Genomic DNA, 2,710 nt, shown 5'->3' with positions numbered 1-2,710 from the left:
CGCGGGGCTCGCCGCGGGAGCGCCGGGGGACGCCGGAGTGCCATGGGCCGGGGCCTGCGCCGCGGGCGCGCTCCCCTCCATCTCCAGCGTCACCAGCAGCTGGTGCACCTTCGCCATGTCGCCCTCACGGCCGTGCGTCTTCACGACGCGGCCGGCGTGGGGGGTGGGCACGGTGACGGTGGCCTTGTCCGTCATCACCTCGCAGAGCACCTGGTCTTCCTTCACCAGGTCGCCCTCCTTGACGTGCCACTTCACGAGCTCGCCCTCCGCTACGCCTTCGCCGAGATCGGGGAGCTTGAATTCGAAAGTCGCCATGAGCGGGAGTGTCTCTCTGGGTTGGGGAAGGGGTGCGTCCGGTCAGCCGAGTCGCTCGACGCGCTCGCGCTCCATCAGGCCCTTCATGAAGAATTCGGCGGCGCGGTAGCTGGAGCGCACCAGCGGCCCCGACGCCACGTAGAGGAATCCGTAGGACTCCGCCAGCGTCTTGTAGGCCTCGAACTGCGCGGGCGTCACGAAGCGCTCCACGCGCAGGTGGTACTGCGACGGCTGCAGGTACTGGCCCAGCGTGAGCACGTCCACGCCCACGTCGCGCAGGTCCTGGAACGTGCGCTCCAGCTCCGCGTCCGTCTCACCCAGGCCCACCATGACGGACGTCTTGGTGTAGACCTTCTCCGGGCGGTTCTTGAGGTACTCCAGCACGCGCAGGGACTGGCGGTACGTCGCGCGGCGGTCGCGCACCGTGGGCGTCAGCCGCTCCACCGTCTCCACGTTGTGCGCCACCACGTGCGGCTTCGCCTCCGCCACCGTGGCCAGGTCCTCTTCCTTGCCCTTGAAGTCCGGGATGAGGACCTCCACGAGCGTGCGCGGGCTCTCCTTGCGCAGCTCCCGGATGGCGGACGCGAAGTGGCTGGCGCCCCCGTCCGGACGGTCGTCGCGGTTCACCGACGTGACGACGATGTACTCGAGGTTCATCTCCTTCACCGCCTGCGCCAGATGGATGGGCTCCATCGGGTCCAGCGGCGGGGGCGCCCCCACCTTCACGTGGCAGAAGCGGCAGGCGCGCGTGCACACCTCGCCCATCAGCATCACCGTGGCGGTGCCTCCGCCCCAGCACTCGGCGATGTTCGGGCAGCGGGCCTCCTCGCACACCGTGGCCAGCCCCACCCGCTTCACGATGGCCTTCACCCGCTCATAGCCCTCGCCATGCGGCAGGCGCACCTTCAACCACTCGGGTTTACGGGTGCTTTCAGAGACCTGTGGGAGGGGGAACCGGTCGGGAGTCGCCATGGGTCGCGGGCCTTCTAGAGGGTGGGTGAAAGCAGGGTCAAGCGTGAAGCCCTAACGCCTCGCGTCAGCGCGGGCCAGCCACGAGGAGAACTTCCGGGAGGTGTAACGCGGTGGACAGGGCGCGGCCACGAAGGGCGGGCATGCCCATCCTCCAGCCCATGGCGGCCATCCACCTGGGGACCAGCGGGTACGTCTACAAGCACTGGAAGGGGCTCTTCTATCCGGCCGGGCTGCCGGCCCGCCGCTGGCTCCCCTACTACGCGCGCGTGTTCTCCACCGTGGAACTCAACGCCACGTTCTACCGCCTGCCCACGGAGGCCGCCGTGGACGGCTGGCGCGAACAGGTGCCCCCGGGCTTCCGCTTCGCCTGCAAGGGCAGCCGCTTCCTCACGCACCTGAAGCGCCTCACGGAGGTGGGCGAGGGCGTGGCGCACTTCTTCTCGCGGGTGCTGCGGCTGGGCGGCCGGCTGGGGCCCATCCTCTGGCAACTGCCGCCCGGCATGACGAGGCCGGATCCGGAGCGGCTGGAGCGCTTCCTCGCCCACCTGCCGGGGGGCGTGCGGCACGTCTTCGAGTTCCGGCAGGCGGCCTGGTACCACCCGGAGGTGCTCGCGGTGCTGGAGGCGTATGGCGCGGCGGTGTGCGAGCACGACCTGGTGGACGTGCCGGTGCCCCACCCCACCGGCGGCTTGCGCTACCTGCGCTTCCACGGCGCGCACTCGCGCTACGAGGGCCGCTATGGACGGCGCGCGCTGCGGCGGGTGGCGGCGGATTTGACGGCCTGGCGCGACGCGGGGCGGACCGCCTGGGTCTTCTTCAACAACGACCTCCAGGGCCATGCGCTGCTGGACGCGTTCGACCTGGCGGAGCTGCTGGGGGAACCGCTGCACCGGCCGGAGCCGGCCGCCGTGACGTAGACAGCGGCGCCCGGTCCCTGTGTGAGGACCGGACGCCGCCGGGACCGCGTGCCCGGGGGATCACTGACCGAGCACCTGCACCTCGATGCGGCGGTTCTGCACGCGGCCCTTGGGGGTGTCATTGGGGGCGATGGGGTTCGCGGCGCCGGCGCCGACTGCCTCGATGCGGCTCGCGTCCACGCCGTCGCGGATGAGGGCGTCCCGCACGCCCAGCGCGCGCCGGCGGGAGAGCTGCTGGTTGGTGGCCGCGTCGCCCGTGGCGTCCGTGTAGCCGGTGATGCGGAGGCGCGCGTCGGGCTGCGCCTTCATCAGGCGGCTCAGCTCACTCACGTAGACCTGCTCACGGCTGGTGAGGTTGGCGGAGCCTGTCTGGAACTCCACGCCCTCCAGCACGAAGCCCTGGGCCGCGCTGGGGCCGTTGAACGCCTCACGCAGGCTGTTGGCGTCGCTCACGCGCGGCTTCTCCTGGCCGGCGCCGCCGGTGCCCGCGTCCTGCGCCATGCTGG

General features: G+C 71.1%; 4 protein-coding genes. 1 reads left to right on the top strand and 3 read right to left on the bottom strand.

The window, feature by feature from the left end; all coding sequences use genetic code 11:
• On the bottom strand, window positions 1-315 hold a 315-nt coding region (locus tag ACLEQD_RS40825), incomplete at its 3' end, for a biotin/lipoyl-containing protein (protein WP_410391325.1).
• A 42-nt stretch (window positions 316-357) separates the two neighbouring features.
• The gene (gene lipA / locus ACLEQD_RS40820; protein ID WP_410391324.1) at window positions 358-1,287 is read right to left on the bottom strand and encodes a lipoyl synthase; all 930 of its coding nucleotides are present in this window, start codon (window positions 1,285-1,287) and stop codon (window positions 358-360) included.
• 140 nt (window positions 1,288-1,427) lie between these two features.
• Between lipA and ACLEQD_RS40815 the strand changes: the two genes are divergently transcribed.
• The gene (locus ACLEQD_RS40815) at window positions 1,428-2,204 is read left to right on the top strand and encodes a DUF72 domain-containing protein (RefSeq protein WP_410391323.1); all 777 of its coding nucleotides are present in this window, start codon (window positions 1,428-1,430) and stop codon (window positions 2,202-2,204) included.
• A gap of 60 nt (window positions 2,205-2,264) precedes the next feature.
• Here ACLEQD_RS40815 and ACLEQD_RS40810 read toward each other — a convergent pair.
• On the bottom strand, window positions 2,265-2,710 hold a 446-nt coding region (locus ACLEQD_RS40810; protein ID WP_410391322.1), incomplete at its 5' end, for an OmpA family protein.

The organism is Corallococcus sp. 4LFB (assembly GCF_046520365.1).
GTDB classification, from domain to species: Bacteria; Myxococcota; Myxococcia; order Myxococcales; family Myxococcaceae; genus Corallococcus; species Corallococcus caeni.
Note: the sequence above shows the minus strand (reverse complement) of the source record. Positions and strands in the feature narration are given on the sequence as shown.

What these genes read in the sequence shown, in the direction of transcription:
- lipA (WP_410391324.1), bottom strand. Translation starts at nt 1,287, where the DNA reads ATGGCGACTCCCGACCGGTTCCCCCTCCCACAGGTCTCTGAAAGCACC.
- ACLEQD_RS40815 (WP_410391323.1), top strand. Translation starts at nt 1,428, where the DNA reads ATGCCCATCCTCCAGCCCATGGCGGCCATCCACCTGGGGACCAGCGGG.